Source organism: Pseudomonas sp. 1928-m, from assembly GCF_029269135.1.
Classification (GTDB): Bacteria; Pseudomonadota; Gammaproteobacteria; order Pseudomonadales; family Pseudomonadaceae; genus Aquipseudomonas.
Genome location: NZ_JARIXO010000006.1, coordinates 159,415 through 182,972 on the forward strand (window position 1 = coordinate 159,415; position 23,558 = coordinate 182,972).

Sequence of the window (23,558 nt, forward strand, 5' to 3'; positions counted from 1 at the left end):
CGCCTAGTGCGGGGCGTTTTGTATGTGGCTTACAACAATAAGGAAAAGCCCGTGACCGAGAATGCTCAACTGCAACCGGCTGCCGCCGCCACGCTAGCGCAGTGGCATGGTTTGATGCAGAACAACGACCTGCGCAGCCTGCCGGAGTTGCTGCACCCGCAGGCGGTGTTCCGTTCGCCCATGGCGCACAAACCCTATGCCGGTGCGCCCATGGTGTCGCTGATCCTCAATACCGTGAGCAAGGTGTTTGTCGACTTTGCCTATCACCGCGAGCTGGCCAGCGCCGATGGCCTTAACGTGGTGCTGGAATTCAGTGCCAAAGTGGGCGAGCGCGAGCTCAAGGGCATCGACATGATTCGCTTCGATGAAGCCGGCAAGATTGTCGATTTTGAAGTAATGGTTCGCCCCATGAGTGGCCTGCAGGCCTTGGGCGAGGAAATGGGTCGGCGCCTGGCGCCATTTCTGGCTGCCGCCAAAGCCTGAGTCGTTGCACCGAATCCATCACAGTTTCGCCCTGTAAGCCGGTTTTTAGCGCCTGGCTGGCAGGGTGACTGCCAACCCAGTCACATTGCTGGGCTTGGTTTTTCCCCTAGACTTGCCTGAACAAGGGTATAGCGCCTGCAACATGGGTCTTGCTTAACCCGTCAGAATGTTGGCAGTCTTGCCATGTGCGCCATTTTTTGCGCAGCATAAGCAGGATGAGTCACTGCTGAGCGGAGCGCCCGTTTCGGCCTAGAGGAAAAGCGATGAGCATGCAGAACAAGCCGCAGATGGTTGAGGCCGTACTGTTCTTCAGTGAGCGCGGCGGCATCTGCAAGCAAATGTTTTTCCCCGAGTTTGAAGCCTTGCTCGACGGCGTGGTGAATATGCCGGAGTTTGCCGATCAGCAGATGCGCGTGGCGTATGTGCTGATCAATCCACGCTTGCTGATCAAGGCGTTGGTGTTTTTCTACCTGGATTTCGATGAAAAGGGCGCGCCGGATTCCGGCTGGAATATCCCTCTGCAGGCCCTGGCCGAGCGGGCTGGGCGCGGACCTGATCTGGGCGCCGGGCCGATTCGCCTGGCTTGCCGCAGCCAGTGCCCGGTGTCCTGGCACCAGATGCACCTCTGGGACCCTAGCCTGACCCCTGGCAATAACGATCTGGCGCTGCTGCGTGATGTGGTCAAGCGCAACAGCCTCGGTTTGCTGGCTGAAGACGAAAATCCCCAGGCGGTTGCCCCCGAGCGGTTGCAAATGGCCTCGGAGGATAAGTGGTACGCAGCCGATCCCGCTCAGGAAGAGGCCGCCAAGGCCACCGAAAAGCTTGATCAGGAACAGCGCCTGAAAGCAGCGCAGCTGATCAAGCAGCAGCGTTTGCGCATCAGCAGCCTGACCCAGCAGCATGAAGAAGAACTGGCCAAGTTCAAGTTGGCCAGCGACGAGCAAAGCAAGAACCTGCAGGCGCAAATCCACGGGTTGCACCAGGCCTTGCGTCAGCAGGAAGAGCACAACGCTGCGCTGAAGGCCCAACTGGCTGCTCAGGCGGCGAGTTTCCAGACCGCCCGTGAAGAGATGACCGAGCAACTGCGTGCGCTGGAGCGTGATGGCCGCAGTGAGAGCGACAGCTTGCGTGCGCAGTTCGAAGGCGAGATGCAGGCCAAGATCGCCTCAGCGGTTGCCGAATATAAAGAGCAGATTGCCATTCGCGATGTCGAGCTGGCTTATCGCGGTGAGCAGGACACCCAGGCGCTGCAGGAAATCAATCGCCTCAAGCGCGCCTATGCCGACCTGGCCAGCCAGGGTGGTGACCAGATTCTTGAGCGCCTGGCCAAGCTGGGTGTGGTCTTTGTGGTTTATCACCCAGGTGCTGGCCACCTGACCATTCCGCTGCAGGATATCGCCTCGTACCAGGACAACCCGCTGGCCTATGCAGCGGCCAAGTGTTTTGTCAGCGAAGAGCAATACCGCCATTGGCTGGCGCATTATCAGCAGCCGAGTTGCGAAGCCTCGCTGCCCAGTGGCGAGCGCTGCGCCATCCCTATCGACCGCATCGATACCCCCAGCCGTTTTGCCCTGGGTGAGTCCAATTGCTGTGCACGGCACAAGGCCAGTAGCCGTTTGCGTACTGTCAGTTAACCTTGCCTGTTGTCCTGCCTGACTGGGCGCCCCGCGCCCCTTTGCAGCATTTTGCGCTGGATTGGTCAATCGCCGCCGGGGTTGAGCTGGCGGTGCTACGTCTGGATCTGCTTGATCCACTGATCAGCGGCAATAAATGGTTCAAACTCTCCGAGCATCTACGTGCGGCAGAAGCCTGTGCTGCCACTGGCGTGATCAGCCTGGGCGGCGCGCATTCCAATCATCTGCACGCCCTGGCTGCCGCCGGTGAACGCTTCCATTTCCAAACCGTCGGGCTTTTGCGCGGCCACCCGCAGCAGACGCCGACTGTGGCTGATCTGCAGGCCTTCGGCATGCAGCTGCACTGGCTGGGTTATGCGGGTTATCGCGCTCGGCATGCGGCCGACTTCTGGTTGCCTTGGCAGGCACACTATCCGGGCTTTTATCCGCTGCCGGAGGGTGGCGGTGGTCTGCCGGGTGCGCTGGGCTGCATGAGCCTGGTGCAGCAAGTTCGTGAGCAGCTGCCAAACCTCGGTTGGGTTGATTACGACGCCTGGTGGCTGGCGGCAGGCACGGGCACCACCCTGGCCGGTTTGCTGTTAGGCGAAGCCGCCGCGCATCCGCTGCATGCGGCGTTGGCCGTACCGGCCGATCATGGTGTCGAGCAACAGGTGCAGGCGATTGTCCAGGCTGCGGATATGCCTGTTGGACATTATCAGTTGCATGAGGCCAGCCGAGGTGGATTTGCCAAGGTGGATGCTGAGTTGCTCGACTTTATGCAAGCAACGGAAGCGCAAAGTGGCGTGCCGCTGGAGCCGCTGTATACCGCCAAGGCATTAATGGCGTTGCGCCAGCAGGTCGAGGCCGGTTACTTTGCTCGCGGCAGCCGTCTGGTGTTTGTCCACACTGGGGGCTTGCAGGGTCGTGCTGCGGCCATGTTGCAGGCGGCGAAAGCATGCTCGGCCGATTAACCCGGCTACACTGAATTTCACCAGCGGAGCCTGGATATTCCATGAGCGAACCCCTTAACCCCGAACAGTTACGCAGCCTGACGCCACTTAACGTGTTGTCCGAGCAGCAGTGGCGCGAATTGCGTACGCAATTGGTACCGCAGCCGTTGCTGGCGGGGCAGCTGTTGTTTCGCCCGGGGGATCAGGCGCGCTTGACCTACTACCTGCTGGCGGGCGAGTTGCTGCTGCAATCGGTCGACGGCCAGGAGCAACGCCTGCAAGCCGGCAGCGAGGCCAGTTGTCACCCGTTGTCACCGAGCCTGCCGCGCTTGCATGAAGCGCGGGCGCTGACCGATGCCAGCGTGCTGGCGCTGGACACCGCGACCCTCAATCGTCTGCTGACTTGGCGTCTGGCCTACCAGGATTTGCTGCTCGAGCTGGGGCAGAACCATGCCGAAGTCGAGTGGCTGGAGCGCCTGCTGGAAAATCCGCTGTTTGCCAAGGTGCCGCCGTCCAACGTGCGCGCCATGCTGGAGCGTCTGCAGCGTATCGAATTGGTCGCTGGCAGCACCGTGCTGCAGGAAGGCGATGTCGGTGACAGCTGCTACTTTCTGAAAAATGGCCGGGCCGAAGTGATTCGTGGCGCGGACAGTGCGCAGCAAGTGTTGGCCGAGCTGGAGATCGGCGCCTGTTTTGGTGAGGAGGCCTTGCTGGCTGACAGCCCGCGTAATGCCACGGTGACCATGCTGGAAGACGGCGTAGTGCTGCGTTTGGATCGCCAGGACTTCTTCGCCCTGCTGAAAGCCCCGGTGGTCGATGAGGTGTCGCTTGGCGAAGCATCGCGTTTGCTGGCGGCGGGGGCGCAGTGGCTGGATGTGCGTCTGCAGGAAGAATACGAGCGGGCCCATGCGTTGCAATCACTGAATATGCCGCTGCAACTGCTGCGTCTGAAAGCGCGTCTGCTGGATAAAACGCGCACCTACCTGTGTTATTGCGACAGCGGCAAGCGCAGCAGCAGTGCGGTGTTTCTCCTCTCGCAGCTTGGCTACCGCGCCTACGCCCTGCGTGATGGGGTGGATGCCTTGCCGGCGATCCAGCGTGATGCGCTGCTCTGTGAAAGTGGCTCGGGCTATCTGGCGCGCTCGGGCGGGCGCACCGAGCGTAGTCTCTGAACTAGTCGGCCGCTTGCGCCGGCCAATGATCATTCACCAGAAACACTCGCTCGGCTTCCAGCCAGTCATGCTGTGGGGCTGCAATCAGACGAACGAGCAGCTGCGCGTTGGCATCGCTCGGCAGCGCCGTGAGCCATTGATTGAACTGCTCGCGCGACCACAGATGTTCTTCCTCGATCCGTGCTGACGCCAACCAGGCGTGCCGAGCTAGCGGCTGCCAGTGACCTGGGTTGTGCGCGGCAAAAGGTGTCCAGTCAGCGCGATGCAGCCAGCGCCCACGCAGGTGCGTTGGGTTGCCATCCGCTGGCGCGGCATAGGAAGGTTGCTGCCAGGGATAGAACAGATAACCGCCCAGCCACAACGCCGCCTGAGGCCGCTGAATATCCAGCTCGGCCAACCGCTGTTGGGCTTCGGCGCGGGCCGACAGCGGCAGCTGGTGCTGACCCAGATGCGTCAGCTTGAGATCCAGGCGGTCGTGGCTGCCGGGGCCTAACCAGTGCGCCAGCTCAGCGCCGCTGCACGGCTGCTGGCCCAGATAAAGCTTGATCGCCAGCTCCAGGTGATGCACACCTTCCTCATCGCGCAGCAGCATATCCAGCTCACCCAGGGTATGGCCCTGCTGGCGGATCGGCAGGTTGGCTGCCAGCACCTCGATACCCGGCGCGGCATGTAGGGCGAACTGCCAGAGCCGTTCGTAGTACAGCCCCAGGCGGCGCACTGAACTCTGGCTCAGCCAGTGGAGAAGGGTGTGGCTGTCGGCATCCAGGCTCAGCAACCAGTCCGCCAGGGCGTCGGGTTGCTGGCTCCAGCGGCTGGCCTTGAGCGGGTGACGCTGTGGCCAAGGCGTCTGCGCCAGCAGTGGTGGCGAGAGCAGCGCCCAGGCCAGGTCGCGTACAGCAGGCTGGCGCAGCTGCGAGGGCAGATCGCTGAGTGAAGGGAAGGGCGTCATGTTGCGAGCATAGCGCTTTGCGGCTGTTTACGATCTGCTGCGTGTCGGCCTGACGGCTTTAAAAGCAGCTCTGCATGCTCTTCAACAAGCGCTTAAACGCTGCCATAGCCGGTCAGCGGTTTGCTGCTGCCATGGGCTTTCGCCCATAATCCGACCCATTAGATCCAGAGCCTGGCGGGAGCACCATGGAGCAGTTTCGTAATATCGGCATCATCGGTCGGCTGGGCAGCACCCAGGTACTCGACACCATTCGCCGGCTGAAGAAATTTCTGCTCGCTCGCCACCTGCATGTGATCCTCGAAGACACCATTGCCGAAGTGCTGCCGGGCCATGGCTTGCAGACCTCGTCACGCAAGATTCTCGGCGAAGTCTGCGATCTGGTGATCGTCGTCGGTGGTGACGGCAGCATGCTCGGCGCCGCCCGCGCTCTGGCGCGGCACAAGGTGCCGGTGCTGGGAGTCAACCGTGGCAGCCTGGGATTTCTCACCGATATTCGTCCCGATGAGCTGGAAGTGAAGGTGGCTCAGGTACTCGAAGGGCATTACCTGACCGAGAACCGCTTTCTGCTGGAGGCCGAGGTACGCCGTAATGGCGAGGCCATCGGCCAGGGTGATGCGCTCAACGATGTGGTGCTGCATCCGGGTAAATCCACGCGGATGATTGAGTTCGAGCTGTTTATCGATGGCCAGTTCGTCTGCAGCCAGAAGGCTGACGGCCTGATTGTCGCCACACCGACCGGCTCCACGGCCTATGCGCTGTCCGCCGGCGGGCCGATCATGCACCCCAAACTGGATGCCATCGTGATCGTGCCGATGTACCCGCATACGCTGTCCAGTCGACCGATTGTGGTGGATGGCAACAGCGAGCTGAAAATTGTCGTGTCCAAGGATCTGCAGCTGTATCCGCAGGTGTCCTGCGACGGGCAGAATCACTTCACCTGCGCCCCCGGCGACACCGTCACCGTGGCCAAGCGGCCGCAGAAGCTGCGCCTGATTCACCCGCTGGATCACAACTATTACGAAGTCTGTCGCAACAAGCTGGGCTGGGGTAGCCGGCTCGGCGGGGGGGCTTGATGCGCCTCGATCCAGCTCGCGGTTACGACCTGATCGGCGATATCCATGGCTGCGCGAAAACCCTGGAACATCTGCTGAGCACCCTGGGCTATCGCCAGCAGGGCGGGGTGTGGCGTCATCCGCAGCGTATGGCGATTTTCCTTGGCGACCTTGTCGACCGGGGGCCGCGTATCCGTGAGGCGCTGCACCTGGTGCGCGATATGGTCGTGGCTGGTCAGGCGCTGTGCATCATGGGCAATCATGAGTTCAATGCCCTGGCCTGGAGCACGCCGGCTGCGCCCGGTAGCGGCCGGCAGTTTGTCCGTGAGCACACGCCACGGCATGCGCGCCTGATCAAGGAAACCCTGGAGCAGTTCGACGCCTATCCGGCGGAGTGGCAGGCATTTCTCGACTGGTTCTACGAGTTGCCGCTGTTTATCGATGCCGGGCATTTCCGCGTGGTGCATGCCTGTTGGGACGACAGCCTGATCGAGCCGCTGCGTGCGCAGTTTGCCGATGGCTGCATCGATGAGCATTTTCTCCAGGCAGCGGCCGTGCATGGCAGCTTTGCCAATACCGCGCTGGATCGCCTGCTGCGCGGCACTGATATGCGTCTGCCACACGGCATGACCCTGACCAGCGATGACGGCTTTACCCGCGCGCATTTCCGAACCAAATTCTGGGAGGAAGATCCGCAAACCTACGGCGATATCGTCTTCCAGCCCGATGCCTTGCCGGAGCTGGCGGCGCAGATGCCGCTCAGCGAGATGCAGAAAACCGAATTGCTTAAATACGGTGCTGATCAGCCCTTGCTGTTTGTCGGCCACTACTGGCGCAGCGGCAAGCCCGCACCGATTCGCAGCAACCTGGCCTGCCTGGATTACAGCGCCGTGCTCAACGGCAAACTGGTGGCCTATCGCCTCGACCAGGAAACGCGCCTGGATGCCAGCAAGTTTGTCTGGGTCGATGTCGAAAGCCCGGAGGCGCGGCCATGAGTGCAGTAGCGGCAATGCGCCTGCCTGAGCAGGTCGACTTGAGCGGCTTTATCAGCTTGCTGCAGCGCTTGCAGGTACCGCACCGCGTCGCTGAAGAGGCGGGCGAGCAGGTGCTCTGGGTGCCCGGAGAGCAACTGGCCGAGCAAGTGCGCGAACTCTATGGGCGCTACCCGCAAGGCGATGCTGAGGTGTTGCTTGAGCCGTCACCGGCTTCTGCAGAGGCCGCGCCGAGTTTTGTTCAGCAGCTGAAAGCCAGCCGTATGACGGCTGTTGTCCTGTTGCTGAGCTTTATTGCAGCCGCTATCACCTTGCTCGGCGATAACCTGGCGACGGTCAGCTGGCTAAGCTTTGTCGACTATCGCGTGCAGGGCGATTACATCTACTTCAGCTATCTGAACGACACACTGGCCAGTGGTCAGTGGTGGCGGCTGCTGACGCCGATGCTGATTCACTTCGGCATCCTCCACCTGGCGATGAATACCCTGTGGTATTGGGAGCTGGGCCGGCGGATCGAGGCGCGTCAGGGCGCCGTGATGCTGTTGGGGCTGACCCTGTTGTTTAGTCTTGCGGCCAATTTCGCCCAATACCTGCATGCCGGCCCATCGCTATTCGGCGGCCTGTCCGGGGTGCTGTACGGCCTGCTTGGGCATTGCTGGATTTTCCAGCGCCTGGCGCCGACTCCCGCTTATCGCCTGCCGCCGGGCGTATTAGTGATGATGCTGGCCTGGCTGCTGATCTGCATGACGGGCATCTTCGAGTTGCTGCAATTCGGCGCAATTGCCAACGCGGCGCATGTCGGCGGCCTGCTGGCCGGTTGTCTGACCGGGCTGGTTGGCGGTGCGCTGGCGCGTCGGCGACACAGTTAGTTCTTCTACAGGCTGGTAAACTGCCACTTTGCATTTGGAGGCGCCATGTCGTCCTTTCTCGAAGCGATTGAAAACATCACCCCTGAGATCTACCAGAGCCTCAAGCTGGCTGTGGAAATCGGCAAATGGCCTGATGGCCGCAAGCTGAGCCAGGAGCAGAAGGAACTGACTCTGCAGGCGCTGATTGCCTGGGAAATCCATAACCTGCCGGAAGACGAGCGCATCGGTTATATGGGCCCGCAGGAGTGCAGCAGCAAATCCGAGCCGGTGCACAATCTGTTGTTCAAGTCCTCGGATACCCTGCACTGATGAGCGAGTTGGCCCGTGGTGCCCTGAGCAAAATGGCGGCGCAGCTGGATGCGCCGGTGCAATACAGCTTTCGCCTGGGCAATGAACTGCTGCCGGTTAATCCGTTGATCGGCAAAAGCCTGCGTCTGGAATTCCTCGGCGCGATCCACTGCAGCCATTGCGGACGCAAAACCAAGAGCAGCTTTAGCCAGGGCTATTGCTACCCCTGCATGCAGAAGCTGGCGCAGTGCGATATCTGCATCATGAGCCCGGAGCGTTGCCACTATGAGGCCGGCACCTGCCGCGAACCGAGCTGGGGCGAGCAGTTCTGCATGACCGATCATGTGGTCTATCTGGCCAATTCCAGCGGCGTGAAAGTCGGTATCACCCGCGCCACGCAGATCCCCACACGCTGGATCGATCAAGGTGCGACCCAGGCGCTGCCGATTCTGCGGGTCGCCACCCGACAGCAGTCCGGCTTTGTCGAAGACCTGCTGCGTAGCCAGGTGGCGGATAAAACCAACTGGCGCGCGCTGCTCAAGGGTGATGCTGCGCCGGTGGATCTGCTTGCCGTACGCGAACAGCTGTTTGCCAGTTGCGGCAGCGGCCTGACCGAGTTGCAGCAGCGCTTTGGCATTCAGGCCATCCAGCCGCTCAGCGATCAGCCGGTGGTGCAGATTAGCTATCCGATTGAGGCTTATCCGGCGAAGATCACCAGCTTCAATCTGGACAAGAATCCACTGGCCGAGGGCACGCTACTGGGCATCAAGGGCCAGTACCTGATGTTCGACACCGGCGTGATCAATATCCGCAAGTACACCGCTTACCAGTTGGCCGTTCACGAACTGGCCGCCTAAGTTACTTATTCGCGAACCCGGCGCCCGCGCGCCGCAGACAAAGGGCCACAAGCCATGCGCACCGAACAGCCGAAGATGATCTACCTCAAGGACTACCAGGCTCCGGATTATCTGATTGATGAAACGCACCTGACCTTCGAGTTGTTCGACGACCACACCCTGGTGCACGCGCAGCTGGTGATGCGCCGTAACCCGGCTGCCGGCGCAGGTTTACCTCCGCTGGTGCTGGACGGTCAGCAGCTGGAACTGCTCAGTGTGGCGCTCGACGACCGCGAGCTGAGTGCCGGCGATTACCAGCTGAGCGACAGCCATCTGACTGTGCAGCCCACTAGCGCCAGCTTTGTGATCGACAGCAGCGTGCGCATTCACCCGGAAAGCAACACCGCGCTGGAAGGGCTGTACAAGTCCAGCGGCATGTTCTGCACCCAGTGCGAGGCCGAGGGTTTCCGCAAGATCACCTATTACCTCGACCGCCCGGACGTGATGAGCAAGTTCACCACCACCCTGAGCGCGGCGCAGCATGACTATCCGGTGCTGCTGTCCAACGGCAATCCGATTGCCAGCGGCAGCGAGGAAGGCGGCCGGCACTGGGCGACCTGGGAAGACCCGTTTATGAAACCGGCTTACCTGTTCGCCCTGGTCGCCGGCGATCTCTGGTGTGTGGAAGACAGCTTCACCACCATGAGTGCGCGAGAAGTGGCGCTGCGCATTTATGTCGAGCCGGAAAATATCGACAAGTGCCAGCACGCCATGGACAGCCTGAAGAAATCCATGAAGTGGGACGAAGAGGTCTACGGCCGTGAATACGACCTAGACATCTTTATGATCGTCGCGGTCAACGACTTCAACATGGGCGCCATGGAAAACAAGGGCCTGAATATCTTCAACTCCAGCTGTGTGCTGGCCAAGGCCGAAACCGCTACCGATGCTGCGCACCAGCGCGTTGAAGCGGTGGTGGCGCATGAGTACTTCCATAACTGGTCGGGCAACCGCGTGACCTGCCGCGACTGGTTCCAGTTGTCGCTCAAGGAAGGCTTTACCGTTTTCCGCGACGCCGAGTTCAGCGCCGATATGCACTCGCGTACGGTTAAGCGCATCGAGGACGTCGCCTATCTGCGCACCCACCAGTTCGCTGAAGACGCCGGCCCCATGGCCCATCCGGTACGTCCGGACGCCTTTATGGAAATCTCCAACTTCTACACCCTGACGGTGTACGAGAAGGGTTCGGAAGTGGTGCGCATGATCCGCACCCTGGTTGGTGCCGAGGGTTTCCGCAAAGGCAGTGATCTGTACTTCGAGCGCCACGACGGTCAGGCCGTTACTTGCGACGATTTTATCCGCGCGATGGAAGAGGCCAATGGCATCGACCTGACCCAGTTCAAACGCTGGTACAGCCAGGCCGGCACACCGCGTCTGGAGGTCAGTGAAAGCTATGACGCGGCGGCCAACAGCTATCGCCTGCACTTCCGCCAGAGCTGCCCGGCTACTCCCGGGCAGGCGGAAAAACAGCCCTTTGTTATCCCTGTGGAGCTGGCTTTGCTGGATGCCCAGGGCCGTGAGCTGCCGCTGCAGCTAGTCGGTGAAGATGCGGCGGGTGGCCTTTGCCGTGTGCTGCAGGTGACCGAAGCCGAACAGGCGTTCACCTTTGTCAATCTGGCGGAAAAACCGCTGCCTTCCTTGCTGCGCGGCTTTTCTGCGCCGATCAAACTGAGCTTCCCCTACAGCCGTGATCAGTTGATGTTCCTGATGCAGCACGACAGCGATGGCTTCAATCGTTGGGAAGCGGGGCAGCAACTGTCCGTGCAAGTGCTGCAGGAGCTGATTGGCCAGCATCAGCGTGGCGAGCCGTTGGTGCTCGATCAGCGTCTTGTCGAGGCTTGCCGTACTCTGCTGGCCGATGACTCGCTGGATCAGGCCATGGTCGCCGAAATGCTTTCGCTACCAGGCGAGGCCTATCTGACCGAAATCAGCGAAGTGGCCGATGTCGAAGCCATCCACGCCGCCCGTGAGTTTGCCCGCAAGCAATTGTCGGATGCGCTGTTCGATCTGCTGTGGCAGCGTTACCAGCGCAACCGCGAAGTCTCCCGTACCAGCGCCTATGTAGCCGAGGCCGAACACTTTGCCCGGCGTAGCCTGCAGAACATTGCGCTGTCCTACCTGATGCTCAGCGGCAAGGCGGAGGTGTTGGCGGCTTGTCTGGAGCAGTTCGAGAACGCCGACAATATGACCGAGCGTTTGACTGCGTTGGCGGTGCTGGTTAACTCACCGTTCGAAGCCGAGAAGGCCGTTGCCCTGGCCAGCTTCGCCGATTTCTTCAAGGACAACCCGCTGGTTATGGATCAGTGGTTTAGCGTGCAAGCCGCCTGCGCCTTGCCTGGCGCGCTGCAGCGCGTTGAGCAACTGATGCAGCATCCAGCGTTTACCCTGAAGAACCCGAATAAGGTTCGTTCATTGATCGGTGCGTTTGCCGGGCAGAACCTGCTGGGTTTCCATCAGGCTGATGGCAGTGGCTACCGCTTCCTGGCCGATCAGGTGATTACCCTGAATGCCCTCAACCCGCAGATCGCTTCGCGCCTGCTGGCGCCGCTGACTCGCTGGGCCAAATACGGCAGTGCTCGTCAGGTTCAAATGAAAGCGCAACTACAGCGCATTCTGGCCTCGGGTGAGCTGTCCAGTGATGTCTATGAAGTGGTCAGCAAGAGCCTGGCTGGTTAATGAGTGAGCGGTAACAATCTAGGGTGGCAGCGCCACCCTATATAAAGTGCTGGGTACGCTTGATCGATTTTTGATCAGCGCGTTAACACTAAAGACCGATCCTGCGTATCTATGTGCAATGCATAGGGTTACAGGTTCTTCGTCGAGCCCTGCATATCGGTATAAAAGTGTTACCTGGCTTAATCAGGTAACACTTTTTGTGTTACCTGATTAAATGTAAGCAAAGTTTGCGCAATATGAATTGAACTGCTTGGCTTGACCTTGGCTGATTTGTTTGAAGCGTCTGGGCGTGTACAGCGCAACAAAGTGACTGATCGCGCCAGATGGTAGGACAAAATAGGAAAAATCTGTCACTGCATGTGGTTACCTGGTTGCTGAATGCTCAGTCACAAAGTGGTTTTATAGTTCGGTCGTGCTTCTCACTGGATTTTTTATACGGCCGTTTGAATTGGCACTATGGTTGCAGGGAACTAAATCGATTTGACCTCGTCATGGTGCACGCCAAACAGTGAGGTGCGTGTAAACGCGTTGGGGGTTTGCCTTCCAATCAACATTTAAGGCCGTCACCAGTACGGCCATAACGTGCCCCAGCGGTTGGGGTACAAAAAAGATGATCTGTCCACGGAGTAATGTTTCGATGGAAATTAAGTCCCGTAAGCCCGTATTGCGTTTCGCACCTGCCAAGGCAGGTTTTGCTTTTGTCGGTCTTCTTCCCCTGCTGGTAGCGGCTCACGCCCAGGCAGTGGAATTCAGCTTCGCCGACGATGAAATCAGCGGCTCCATCGATACCACCGTGTCCTACGGCCAACTCTGGCGTGTCCAGGGCCAGGACAAGACCAATAACGATATCAACACCAACGACGGTAACCGTAACTTCAATACCGGTCTGGTATCTGAAGTGTTCAAGATCACTACCGATATGGAAGTGACCTACCAGAACTACGGTGCCTTTGTGCGTGGTACTGCGTTCTATGACACCCAGATCATGGATAAGCGCAACAACTACTACGATACCAGTCTGGCTTATCAGCCAAGCCAGAATGTGCCGAAAGACGATAGTTTTACCCGTGCTACTCGCCACAAGGCTGGGCGTGATGCACAAATTCTTGATGCCTATCTATATGGCAGCTGGGATGTAATGGAGAAGCCGGTCACTGCACGTATTGGTAAGCAGGTATTCAACTGGGGTGAGGGTTTATTCTATCGTGGTGGTATCAACACCACTAACGCGGTAGACGCAGCAAAGTTTCGCTTGCCTGGCGCTGAAGTTAAAGAGGTATTGGTTCCTGTTGAGGCTTTTAGCTTCAATATTGGTCTGACTGACAATCTTTCCATGGAAGCATTCTATCAGTGGAACTGGAAAGAGACTGCTGTCGATCCAGCGGGTACTTTCTTCTCCGAAACTGACTTGTTTGCTGATGGTGGAAGCACGGCCTATAACGATTTCACTGGTCAGATTCCAGATGCAGTATTTAATGCATATCGAGGTTTCGCTGCTGCGCCATCTGTTGCACTCGGTAATGCGGGGCTCTATCAGAATGGTGTTACACCTACCTTTGGATCTATTGCCAATGTGGCAGATATAACTCAGGACCTTAATGCGAAGAATGATGGGCAGTACGGTGTTGCTTTTCGTTATATTGCTGAGCAGTTAAATAGTACGGAGTTTGGTTTCTATTTAGTAAATTATCATGCTAAGGAGCCAACTATTTATGCTGATCTGAACGGCTATAACGGCGTTGATTTGTTGGCGCTTAGCGGTTCTGCGCTGGTTCAAGCAAACTGCGGCGGCGGCGGCGCTTTTAATGCTAATTGCGTTGGGCTGGCCGGCGGGCTTGCTACAGTTGATCTCTTGAATAGTGTCCAGGCTAAACGCGAGTATGCTGAGGACATTCGGATGTATGGCGTTAGCTTTAACACAACAGTAAATGAGACGTCGGTTTTTGGTGACCTTTCATATCGTCCAAATCTACCTGTCGGTATTGCAACTACTAACGACTTGTTGGGTGATCTTGTTAGTCAAGCCGCTGAGTTGGGAAACACTAACGCTCTGCTCGCGGGTGCTCGGGGTTGGGACGGTAAGGCGTTGGTTGCGGGGAAGCTTGTTGCTCTGGACGGTTCACTTAGCAACTATGAGCGCGTTGAAGCGTTCAATACCTCTTTTGGTGCTATTCATAACTTTGGTAATGTTTTGAGTTTTGATTCCTTGTTTGGTGTTGCAGAGCTGGCTTCTGAGCATGTGCGTGGCAGTAGTTTGAAATACACTGCGAATGACGGATCAGTTCGTTACTATGCAGGTCGTGGTAATAGTTCATATTTGGGCGGTGCAAATCGCGATGACCAGATCAACAAGAATGCTTACGGCTATACACTTGTAGCATCTGGTACTTGGAACGACGTTTACGCGGGTGTAAACCTCTCTCCATTCGCCGTCTACAAGCATGACTTCGAAGGTAACTCGCACCAGACCGGTAACTTTATTGAAGGTCGTAAGGCTTACACCTTGGGTCTGCGTGCCAGCTACCTGAATAGCCTGGAGGCTGAAATTCAATACACTGAATTCTATGGTGCCGGTCAGAACAACTCGGGCCGCGACCGCGACAACGTCGGTGTAAACGTCAAGTATTCCTTCTAATCATAACTAGAAAATATCGAGTGCCTGCGGGCACTCGGTTGCTGACTTATTTCACGGAGAATCAAGATGCTGAAAAAGCACACGCTGATTGGTGCTGCGATTGCGCTGGCACTGTCCGCTGGCAGCGCGTTCGCTGCAGTTTCGCCTGCGGAAGCGGCCAAGTTGGGCGCAAGCCTCACCCCGTTCGGTGCCGAGAAAGCCGGTAACGCGGCAGGCACCATCCCTGAGTGGACCGGTGGTATTGCCCAGGCTCCGGCGGCTTACAAGACGCCAGGCCAGCACCACGTAGATCCGTTTGCTGATGACAAGCCGCTGTTTACCATCACCAAAGCCAATCTGGATCAGTACAAAGACAACCTGACCCCAGGTCAGATTGCGATGTTCAACACCTACCCGAACAGCTACCAGATGCCGGTCTACCAGACCCGTCGTTCCGGTTCTGCGCCAAAGTGGGTGTATGACAACACCATCAAGAACGCCAGCACAGCCAAGTTGCTCGATGGCGGTAACGGCTTCTCCGACGCCTACGGCGGTATCCCGTTCCCGATCCCGCAAAATGGCGTGGAAGCGCTGTGGAACCACATCGCACGTTACCGTGGTACCTACATCGTGCGTCGCGCTTCGGAAGTAGCCGTGCAGCGTAACGGCAGCTACTCCCTGGTGACCTCGCAGCAGGAAGCCATGTTCAAGTTCTACAACCCGAAAGGGACTGCAGCTGACCTGAACAACATCATGTTCTACTACCTGTCCTTCACCAAGAGCCCGGCGCGTCTGGCCGGTGGTGCGGTACTGGTACATGAAACCCTGGATCAGGTGAAAGAGCCACGTCAGGCTTGGGGCTACAACGCCGGCCAGCGTCGCGTACGTCGTGCGCCGAACCTGGCTTATGACACCCCGATCGCTGCCGCTGACGGCCTGCGTACTGCAGACGACACCGACATGATCAACGGTTCGCCAGATCGTTATGACTGGAAGCTGATCGGCAAGAAGGAAATCTACATTCCTTACAACAGCTACAAGGTCACCAGCCCTGAAGTGAAGTACAAGGACCTGCTGCAAGTCGGTCACTTGAACCCGGCCTTTACGCGCAACGAGCTGCACCGTGTGTGGGTGGTCGAGGGCACGCTGAAGTCGGGTTCGCGTCACATCTACTCCAAGCGTACCCTGTTCCTCGACGAGGACAGCTGGCAAGCAGCAGTGGTTGATCAGTACGACGGTCGTGGCGAGCTGTGGCGCGTTTCGATTGCCTACCTGAAAAACTACTACGACCTGCCGACCACCTGGTCTGCGCTGGATACTTTCCACGATCTGCAAGCCCGTCGTTACCACGTGCAAAACCTGGACAACGAAGAGCCAAGCACCATCGACTTCAGCCAGGCTGTACCGGATGACGGTTACTTTAAACCTGCCGCGCTGCGTCGCCGCGGTACGCGTTAATCCGCGTGTAGGTTGAGCAAAAGGCCGCTACTGTTGTAGCGGCCTTTTGCTATTTGTCAGTCGAACAGGGCATGGTAGACGGGCGGGTTTAACAAAACATAACGTCGCGCCGATTGTCAGGCCTTTTGAAAGCTCAGTAGGATAGGCGCACTGCTAAAAGGGTAGTGCTACCTATAAGAATAAGGGGGAAGGTATATGAGTGAGCCCGTCATGCGGCGCACCCAGGCCGGTCGTGTTGTGGGGTCGTCCCGCGCACCGGCGCTCCGCGTCCACTCACCGATAGCCAAAGCGCTGTCGCTGTGCAGTGTGCTATCCGTGCTGATGTTTACCAGTGCGCCACTGCAGGCTGCCAGCGATGACGCCAGTCATTACTCGGTAGCCTCTGCCCAAGCTCAACAAAGTCTGCTGCTGGATGTCGCCAGCCTGGGTAAGCGCCTGGTCACCGTGGGTGATCGTGGGCATATCCTCTATTCTGACGACAACGGCGCAAACTGGGTTCAGGCCAAGGTGCCGACCAAGCAGATGCTCACTGCCGTGTTCTTTATCGACGACAGCCATGGCTGGGCTGTTGGTCACGATGCGCAGATTCTTGCCAGCACCGATGGCGGCGCCACCTGGGTCAAGCAGTTCGAAGACCTTGAGCGCGAAGCGCCGCTGCTGGATGTGTGGTTTAAAGACCGTAACAACGGTTATGCCGTAGGTGCTTACGGCGCCTTGTTGGAAACCACCGATGGTGGCGCCAACTGGGAAGATGTCAGCGACCGCATGGACAACGAAGACGCCTACCACCTCAACGCCATTGTCGAAGTCAAAGATTCCGGCCTGTTTGTTGTGGGCGAGCAGGGCGCGATGTTCCGCTCCCCGGACTGGGGGCAGACCTGGGAAACCCTGGAAGGCCCTTACGAGGGGTCGCTGTTCGGTGCCCTGGGCACTGATGAAGCCGGTGCGTTGCTGGTCTATGGTCTACGTGGGCATCTGTTCCGTTCGGCAGACTTCGGTACGACCTGGCAGGCGATCAGCCTTAATACCGCCAACAATGGCCCTCTGGAGTTTGGCCTGGCTGATGGCAATCGTCTGGCCGACGGCTCCATCGTGGTGGTTGGGCATGGCGGTACCGTACTCAAGAGCACCGACAACGGCCGCACTTTCAATGTGACCAATCGTGCCGACCGGCTTTCGCTGGCAGGCGTTGCAGCAATGGAAAACGGCAATCTGATTCTGGTAGGGCAGGGTGGCGTTCACGCTGCTGCGCCTACTGGCGCCGATCTGGGCCAACAATAATAAGCCGGGAGCCTTTGCATGAGTAAGCACCAACAACAACCTGCCTCCTTCCTGGAGCGGTTGATCTTCAACAATCGCCCGGCCGTTATTCTGCTGTGCCTGTTGATCAGTCTGTTTCTGTTCTTCCAAGCGGCGCAGGTGCGTCCGCAGACCAGCTTCGAGAAGATGATTCCGCTGGGGCATCCCTACATCCAGAAGATGCTCGAGCACCGTAATGACCTGGCGAACCTGGGCAACACCGTGCGTATCTCGGTGGAAGCGGTGGATGGCGATATCTTCAGCAAGGAATACATGGAGACGCTGCGTCAGATCAATGACGAAGCCTTCTATATCCCAGGTGTTGATCGTTCCGGCCTGAAGTCGCTGTGGAGCCCAAGCGTCCGCTGGACCGAAGTGACTGAAGAAGGTTTTGCCGGTGGCGAAGTGATTCCGCAAACCTACGACGGCTCTTCCGAAAGCCTCGAGGAGCTGCGTAGCAACATCCTCAAATCTGGTCAGATTGGCCGTCTGGTGGCTAACAACTTCAAGTCGAGCATCGTCGACCTGCCGTTGCTGGAGACCTATGCCGACCCGAATGACCAGAGCAAGCAGATCCCGCTGGACTACCAGAAATTCTCCCACGAGCTGGAAGAGAAGATCCGCGAGAAGTACCAGGCGCAGAACCCCAACGTCAAAATCCACATCATCGGTTTCGCCAAGAAGGTCGGCGACCTGATCGATGGTCTGATTGGCGTGGCGCTGTTCTTTGCCGTGGCAATCGCCATTACTTTCGTCCTGTTGCTGTGGTTCACCCACTGCTTCAAGAGCACCCTGGCGGTGGTTCTGACCACGTTGATCGCGGTGGTCTGGCAGCTGGGCTTGCTGCATACCCTGGGCTTCGGGCTTGATCCGTACTCAATGCTGGTGCCGTTCCTGGTCTTCGCCATTGGTATTTCCCACGGTGTGCAGAAGATCAACGGCATTGCCATGGCCTCAGGCGAGGCGACCGATTCGCTGTCCGCCGCGCGTATGGCTTTCCGTCAGCTGTTTATTCCGGGTTTGGTGGCGCTGCTGTCGGATGCCGTGGGCTTTATCACCCTGCTGCTGATCGATATCGGTGTGATCCGTGAGCTGGCCATCGGCGCATCCATGGGTGTGGCGGTGATCATTCTGACTAACCTGATTCTGCTGCCGGTGATGATTTCCTATATCGGCATCAGCAAGAAGGCGGTGCAGATCAGCCGTGAAGAAGCCGCTAAAGAACATCCTTTCTGGCGCTTTCTGTCCAAATGCGCTCACCCTATGGTGGCGCCGATTTCCGTGGTGGTGGCAATCGCGGCGCTGGCCGGTGGTGTGTGGTATGGGCAGAACCTGAAAATCGGTGACCTCGATCAGGGCGCACCCGAGCTGCATCCAGACTCGCGCTACAACCTGGATAACGATTTCGTCATCCGCAACTACTCCACCAGTTCCGACGTACTGGTGATCATGGTCAAGACGGCGCCTGAAGGCTGCTCGACTTACCCGACTCTGTCGGCCATGGATGAGTTGATGTGGAAGATGGAGAACACCGAAGGCGTGCAGTCGGCTATTTCCATGGTCACCGTGTCGCGTCAGGTGATCAAGGGCATGAACGAGGGCAACCTGAAATGGGAAACCCTGTCGCGTAACCAGGACGTACTGAACAACTCCATTGCTCGGGCCGACGGCCTGTATAACGGTGATTGCTCGGTGGCGCCGCTGCTGGTGTTCCTCACCGACCACAAGGCGGAAACCCTGTCTCGCGTGGTTGATGTCGCCGAAGACTTTGCCAAGGAAAACAACAAGGACGGCCTGGAGTTTATTCTGGCCGCCGGTAACGCCGGGATCGAAGCGGCCACCAATGAGGTGATCGCCGCGTCGGAAACCACCATGCTGATCGCGGTGTATGCGGCCGTGAGCATCATGTGTCTGCTGACCTTCCGTTCCCTGGCTGCCACGCTCTGCGTGATCCTGCCGCTGGTGCTGACCTCGGTGCTGGGTAACGCGCTGATGGCCTATATGGGCATCGGTGTGAAGGTGGCGACTCTGCCGGTAATCGCGCTGGGCGTGGGCATTGGTGTCGACTACGGCATCTATATCTACAGCCGCCTGGAGACCTACCTGCGTCAGGGTCTGTCGCTGCAGGACGCCTACTACGAGACCCTCAAGTCGACCGGTAAAGCGGTGCTGTTCACCGGCGTCTGTCTGGCGATTGGTGTGGCGACCTGGATCTTCTCGGCGATCAAGTTCCAGGCCGACATGGGCCTGATGCTGACCTTTATGTTCCTCTGGAACATGATCGGCGCAATCTGGCTGTTGCCTGCACTGGCTCGCTTCCTGATCAACCCGGAGAAGCTGCGCAACAAGGCCTGAGCCTGATACGCAGTAGCAACACAAAAAACCGCGGCCCTTGTGCCGCGGTTTTTTATTGCCTATGGGTTAGGTTTGCAGATGGCTTTTGTGGTGTGGACTTGCCCGCGAATCGTGTTGGGTTCTAGAAGTTTCGCGGCCAAGGCCGCTCTCACAACAGCGGGCGCCGTAGCTCGGATAAGCCTTGGCACAGTCCGGGAGGCAGTTCCGCCCAACTCACAGGCCACTGCGCCAGCATCCATGCCCCGGGCTGCGCTGCGCTTGTTCGGGCTACGTGCTGAAATAGCAAAAGCTTGCGGCTAAAGCGGAACGCCGCCCGGCCCCTCCCACGGTATGTACTCGTGCCTACATGGTCGCCCCGTAATCCGTTAGTGAGGCAATCCGATAACCGCTGCAGGGTTAGGTGACACACAGATTGCGTAGTTGATGCTCAAGTTCGGCTTTGCGCCACACCCCCCGTCCTGCAAAAGCTGCGCGTGCCGGATCTCTGACTAGATTGCAGTTAGCGCGGATACAACGGCGGCAGGGCGCTGGTGTCCGGGTTGGCGCTGCTTTCGAGGTCTTCTACGGCGGGGAGGCTGCGAATCGCCAGCCACAGGTTGCGGCCTTGCCAGTGTTGGCCGCTTTCGCTGTACAGCGCGCCATTCAGGCCGTCGAGGGCATCGGACAGCGGGGTAAAGCGCGCGGCCATATCGGCCAGGGTTTCCGGTTGCTGGCGGGCCCAGGCGTCCAGCGCATGGCGAGTGGCCTGCGAGTCGTTGGCCAGGCAGCTGCGTTTGAGGTCATCAAGCAGGTTGCGTTGACTGGGGCCAGTCTGCTGGCTAGGCAATACGGGAGGCTGACGGCGCGCGCGCCACCACAGGGTAAAGCCGAGCAGGGTGGTTAGGCTCAGCAGTGCGCTGCTCAGCTGCCAGGGCCAGAGTTGTACGTTGGCCACCTCGCTGACTGCAGGGCGTGTTGCCTCAACCGGCAGGGTTTCCAGGTTAGGGTTGGCAGCTACCTGCAGGTTACGCGCGGGCAAGCTGCTGCGTTCGAGCTGATCGGTCGTGGTGTTCCACCACAGCACTTCGATTGCCGGCAAGGCAATCATGCCCTCACGATTGGCCACCAGCGCTTCGCGCTCTTCACGGCTGGCCACCAGCCCGTTGTCGCTGGCCTGATTGGCCAGTTGCGGCTGATCGGGGTAACGGCGCAGGCCGGCAACCTGGGTGGCCGGCAAGGGCGGCAGTTGTGCGCTGGCAAGACCTTCGACCTTGAGCAGCAGGCTGCGGGTCAGTGAGTCGCCGACGCGGGCTGTCTCCGGCTGGGGGCTCCAGACTTCACTCAGGCTCAGTGCGCGCGCTGGCAGCCAGGGGGCATCGGCCGGGTAACTGGCCGGCTTGGCTTTTACCGTCAGCGGGATTTCCGGGGACCTGACCCGTACCACCTTGCCCGGACGCGGGCCGAACGGGTTGTAGGCATTGCTGGCGGAGCGATCAACCGCGGTGGCGGTAAAGGCCTGCGAGGGGATCAGCTGCTCGCCACTTTCCTGCGGGAAGATCGCGTAACGCAGCTCGATCACCCCATGGCGCACGCCGTTGATGTCTTTCTCGTAGGTGCGCGGCTCGCCGAGCGCTTCAACCCGTGCCTGGGGCATGTCCAGCGGGGTCAGGCTGCTGTCGTCGTAAAGCGAGACGGAGTGGTAGATGCGCAGCGTCAGCACGGTTTGCGCCTGCACGTACACGCTTTCCTGATCCAGGCTGGCGTCGATAAACACCGGTGCCAGGCGACTGTCATCGGCGCTGGAGGCCTGCTGTACGTGCAGGGTGATGGGTTCGCTTTGCAGCTGGCCAAGGCTTAGCGGCGGTATCACCACATAGCCGCTGTGCTTGGGTTGCAGGGTGACAATCCAGCGCGTGCTGGCCTGGGCGCCGTTGCTGCCGCTGGTCAGGCGGTTGACCTGGCGGGTGCCGAGCACCTCGAACAGCTCATTGAGTGGCTGCAGGTCGGGCTTGCCGAACAGCGTGGCGTCATCCGATTCCAGGGTCAGCTCAACGCTCTCGCCGGCATCCAGACGGGTGCGGTCGACGCTGGCGGTCAGGCTTTGCGCGCTGACATTCAGGGCCAGCAGGCCAAGCAGAAGGGTACAGAGCAGTCGGCTCATTGCAGTTGTTCCTGGCGCTGTTGTTGTTCCAGCCTGAATTTACGCCGTAGCAGCTCGCCCGGATCGTCGGGGATCTGCCGCAGCCATTGTTCCAATGCCTGACGCCGCTCGCCGTCGAGGCTCGGCTCGGCGCTGGCGATCTGTTCTTCGCCGCTATCGCTGTCATCTTCTTCTGGTGGTTTCGGCGGTGTATCCGCGTCTTCATCGGCGCCGGGTTGCGCGGGTTTTTCGCCCTCATCATCAGACTCTGACGGCTTGGCCGGCGATTGCTCGGCCTGCTGCTGGGCATCTGGATCGGACTGGCCTGCCTGCGGCTGGCTGCTGGGCTGATTCTGCTGCTCGTTGGGTTCTTGCGGATTGTCGGCTTGATTCTGCTGTTGCTGCTGGTTCTGGCGCAGCAGTTCTTCGACCAGGGCTTTGTTCTTTTGCGCCTGAGCCAAGTCGGGTTGCAGTTCCAGTGCCTGGGTGTAGGCGTCCACGGCGGCTTCCAGTTCATTGCTGCGCGCCAGGGCGTTGCCACGGTTGTAGTGGTCGCTGGCGGTTTCGCCATTGGCGAAGCGTTCTGCGGCCGCGGCGTAATCGCCGGCCTGGTAGAGCGCCTGACCTTGCCAGCGCGGATCGTTGAAACGCTGCGCGGCTGCTGCTGGTTGCTGCGCCTCCAATAGGCGCTGGCCTTGTTGGTCGGCGCGCAGCCAGAGGTCGTCGAAGCTGAAGGCGTAGCTGTTCTGCGGCAGGCTCAGCAGCAACAGCGGCAAACACAGCAGCCAGCCCCGGCGTGCGGCGCAGGCGGCGAGTAACAGTAAGGGCAGAAGCAGCCAGTGGCTCTGGTCAGCCCAGGCTTGCAGGCGGGTCAGCTCGCCATCGCGGCGCAGTTGTTGCGGCGCATCGAGCAGACCGAGGCTACGCAGGTCGCGTTCATCCAGGGTGACGCCCTGATACAGGCCGCCCAGCTCATTGGCAAAGCGCTTGAGGCCGTTGCTGTCTAGGCGCGGCAGTAGGATGGTGCCTTGGGCGTCCTTGAGGAACGAGCCGTCCTCCTGAATGATCGGCGCGCCCTGAGTGCTGCCAATTCCGAGAATGCGCAGGCGCTCGCCACGACGGCCGAGTGCCTGGGTGATGGCCTGGCGTTGCGTTTCGTCGAGGCTGCTGGTCAGCAGCAGCAGGCGGCCATTGCCCTGGGCGCCCTGTTCGAGCAGCTGCAGGGCTTTGGCCACAGCCAGATCGGCGCGCTTGCCAGGCTCCGGCATTATCTCTGGGTTCAGCACATCGAGCAGATTGCGGCTGGTGGCCAGGTCGTCGGACAGCGGCACCAGGGTATGTGCGCTGCCGGCATACACGACGATCGCGGTTTGCGCATCCTGGCGCGCCTCCAGCAGGTCGAGCAGCTTGCGCTTGGCCTGGGCCAGGCGATTAGGCGAGGCGTCGCTGGCGAGCATCTCCGGGGTCAGTTCGAGCAGTACCACCAGCGGGTCGGCCGGCTTGGGGTTTTGCTGTTCGATGCGTTGCCAGCTCGGGCCAAGCAGCGCAAGCAGGGCGAGCAACCAGGCCAGGCCTAGGGCCAGCCAGGGCAGGCGACTGTTGCGCCCTCCGGTTGCAGTCAGCAGTGCAGCCTGAAAAGCGGCCGGCAGCAGCGCTTGCCAGCGGCCAGTGCGTTTTTCCCGGTGCCAGAGTTGCCAGAGCAGAATGCCCAGCAGCGGAATCAATAGCAGCCAGAAGGGCCGTTGCCAGTGCGGCCAGAGGCTGGTCAGTTCG

At 59.4% G+C, this 23,558-nt stretch carries 17 protein-coding genes; 14 read left to right on the forward strand and 3 right to left on the reverse strand.

Features of this window, described 5'->3' with window-relative positions; genetic code table 11:
- The first annotated feature begins 114 nt into the window (after positions 1 to 114).
- The 4 genes from P3C18_RS17645 to P3C18_RS17660 all read left to right on the forward strand — a co-directional run bounded on the left by P3C18_RS17645 (position 115) and on the right by P3C18_RS17660 (position 4,218).
- Complete coding sequence (locus P3C18_RS17645; RefSeq protein ID WP_275963224.1) at positions 115 to 483, forward strand: nuclear transport factor 2 family protein; 369 nt, start codon at positions 115 to 117, stop codon at positions 481 to 483.
- 263 nt (positions 484 to 746) lie between these two features.
- Positions 747 to 2,117 (forward strand): chromosome partitioning protein ParA, encoded by a 1,371-nt coding sequence (locus P3C18_RS17650; protein WP_275963112.1) that lies wholly within the window; start codon positions 747 to 749, stop codon positions 2,115 to 2,117.
- Between the two features lie 2 nt (positions 2,118 to 2,119).
- Positions 2,120 to 3,067 (forward strand): pyridoxal-phosphate dependent enzyme, encoded by a 948-nt coding sequence (locus tag P3C18_RS17655; protein WP_275963113.1) that lies wholly within the window; start codon positions 2,120 to 2,122, stop codon positions 3,065 to 3,067.
- Between the two features lie 41 nt (positions 3,068 to 3,108).
- Positions 3,109 to 4,218: a cyclic nucleotide-binding domain-containing protein gene (locus P3C18_RS17660; protein WP_275963114.1), complete on the forward strand. Its 1,110-nt coding sequence runs from the start codon at positions 3,109 to 3,111 to the stop codon at positions 4,216 to 4,218.
- Between the two features lies 1 nt (position 4,219).
- Here P3C18_RS17660 and P3C18_RS17665 read toward each other — a convergent pair whose 3' ends face one another.
- The gene (locus P3C18_RS17665; RefSeq protein WP_275963115.1) at positions 4,220 to 5,167 is read right to left on the reverse strand and encodes a DUF1853 family protein; all 948 of its coding nucleotides are present in this window, start codon (positions 5,165 to 5,167) and stop codon (positions 4,220 to 4,222) included.
- Positions 5,168 to 5,352: 185 nt separating this feature from the next.
- Here P3C18_RS17665 and P3C18_RS17670 point away from each other — a divergent pair, with 185 nt between their 5' ends.
- The 10 genes from P3C18_RS17670 to P3C18_RS17715 all read left to right on the forward strand — a co-directional run bounded on the left by P3C18_RS17670 (position 5,353) and on the right by P3C18_RS17715 (position 19,666).
- A complete protein-coding gene (locus P3C18_RS17670) occupies positions 5,353 to 6,240 on the forward strand; it encodes an NAD(+) kinase (RefSeq protein WP_090252309.1) in 888 nt (295 codons plus the stop codon).
- On the forward strand, positions 6,240 to 7,214 hold the full coding sequence (locus P3C18_RS17675; RefSeq protein ID WP_275963116.1) for a metallophosphoesterase: 975 nt from the start codon (positions 6,240 to 6,242) through the stop codon (positions 7,212 to 7,214). The genes P3C18_RS17670 and P3C18_RS17675 overlap by 1 nt, the downstream gene beginning before the upstream one ends.
- The gene (locus P3C18_RS17680; protein ID WP_275963117.1) at positions 7,211 to 8,080 is read left to right on the forward strand and encodes a rhomboid family intramembrane serine protease; all 870 of its coding nucleotides are present in this window, start codon (positions 7,211 to 7,213) and stop codon (positions 8,078 to 8,080) included. The genes P3C18_RS17675 and P3C18_RS17680 overlap by 4 nt, the downstream gene beginning before the upstream one ends.
- Positions 8,081 to 8,125: 45 nt before the next feature.
- A complete protein-coding gene (locus P3C18_RS17685; RefSeq protein ID WP_275963118.1) occupies positions 8,126 to 8,389 on the forward strand; it encodes a DUF1315 family protein in 264 nt (87 codons plus the stop codon).
- Positions 8,389 to 9,225, forward strand: a complete 837-nt coding sequence (locus tag P3C18_RS17690) for a DUF2797 domain-containing protein (protein WP_275963119.1) — start codon at positions 8,389 to 8,391, stop codon at positions 9,223 to 9,225. The genes P3C18_RS17685 and P3C18_RS17690 overlap by 1 nt, the downstream gene beginning before the upstream one ends.
- A 54-nt stretch (positions 9,226 to 9,279) precedes the next feature.
- Positions 9,280 to 11,940 (forward strand): aminopeptidase N, encoded by a 2,661-nt coding sequence (pepN, locus tag P3C18_RS17695; protein WP_275963120.1) that lies wholly within the window; start codon positions 9,280 to 9,282, stop codon positions 11,938 to 11,940.
- Positions 11,941 to 12,577: 637 nt separating this feature from the next.
- A complete protein-coding gene (locus P3C18_RS17700; protein WP_275963121.1) occupies positions 12,578 to 14,575 on the forward strand; it encodes a DUF1302 domain-containing protein in 1,998 nt (665 codons plus the stop codon).
- Positions 14,576 to 14,641: 66 nt separating this feature from the next.
- Positions 14,642 to 16,012 carry a DUF1329 domain-containing protein gene (locus P3C18_RS17705; RefSeq protein WP_275963122.1) on the forward strand — a complete coding sequence of 457 codons (1,371 nt, stop codon included), beginning with the start codon at positions 14,642 to 14,644 and terminating at the stop codon, positions 16,010 to 16,012.
- Between the two features lie 195 nt (positions 16,013 to 16,207).
- On the forward strand, positions 16,208 to 17,293 hold the full coding sequence (locus tag P3C18_RS17710; RefSeq protein ID WP_275963123.1) for a YCF48-related protein: 1,086 nt from the start codon (positions 16,208 to 16,210) through the stop codon (positions 17,291 to 17,293).
- Between the two features lie 18 nt (positions 17,294 to 17,311).
- Positions 17,312 to 19,666 carry an RND family transporter gene (locus tag P3C18_RS17715; protein WP_275963124.1) on the forward strand — a complete coding sequence of 785 codons (2,355 nt, stop codon included), beginning with the start codon at positions 17,312 to 17,314 and terminating at the stop codon, positions 19,664 to 19,666.
- Positions 19,667 to 20,165: 499 nt separating this feature from the next.
- Here P3C18_RS17715 and P3C18_RS17720 read toward each other — a convergent pair whose 3' ends face one another.
- Both P3C18_RS17720 and P3C18_RS17725 read right to left on the reverse strand, forming a co-directional pair.
- Positions 20,166 to 21,806, reverse strand: coding sequence for a BatD family protein (locus P3C18_RS17720; RefSeq protein ID WP_275963125.1), 1,641 nt, complete (start codon positions 21,804 to 21,806; stop codon positions 20,166 to 20,168).
- Positions 21,803 to 23,554 (reverse strand): VWA domain-containing protein, encoded by a 1,752-nt coding sequence (locus P3C18_RS17725; protein WP_275963225.1) that lies wholly within the window; start codon positions 23,552 to 23,554, stop codon positions 21,803 to 21,805. Before P3C18_RS17725 ends, P3C18_RS17720 begins: the two co-directional genes overlap by 4 nt.
- Positions 23,555 to 23,558 lie beyond the last annotated feature (4 nt).